1 protein-coding gene is annotated in these 445 nt (G+C 58.2%); it reads right to left on the reverse strand.

Going from position 1 to position 445, the window contains the following annotated elements; all coding sequences use genetic code 11:
* Nucleotides 1-40 precede the first annotated feature (40 nt).
* Nucleotides 41-445 (reverse strand): LysR substrate-binding domain-containing protein (locus EQ827_RS08895; protein ID WP_219912698.1); only part of this gene is annotated, 405 nt, incomplete at its 5' end.

The raw sequence follows: 445 nt of genomic DNA on the forward strand, positions 1-445 counted from the left end.
GTGTGTAGGCCGGGTAAGGCGAAGCCGCCACCCGGCTTTTTTATTTGCCCACGTAATACCGCTTCACCTCATCAAACTGCATCGCAAAGTCGATATATCTCATCAGCGCAGGCGAATTGAGCTTACGGCTCGGATAGGCCAGCCAGAGATCGTTCCCCTCAACGCGCCACTCCGGTAGCACCTTTACCAGCGCGCCCTTTTCAATTTTATCTTCCAGCAGGAATGCGGGTAACAGCGTGATCCCCGCCCCGGCAATGGCGCATTCTCGGGCGTACACCAGGTTATCCGTCATGTGGGCGTTATCCGGCAGGTAGCGGTAATCCTCACTCTCGCTTCGCAGAAGCCACTCCGACCATGCCCGGTGCGTAATGCAGCGGTGATCCACCAGCTGTCGGGGATGGATTAACGGCGCCCGACGCGCCAGATAGTCAGGCGAGGCCAGCAT

The sequence above is a fragment of the Bombilactobacillus bombi genome (genome assembly GCF_013607485.1).
GTDB classification, from domain to species: Bacteria; Bacillota; Bacilli; order Lactobacillales; family Lactobacillaceae; genus Bombilactobacillus; species Bombilactobacillus bombi_A.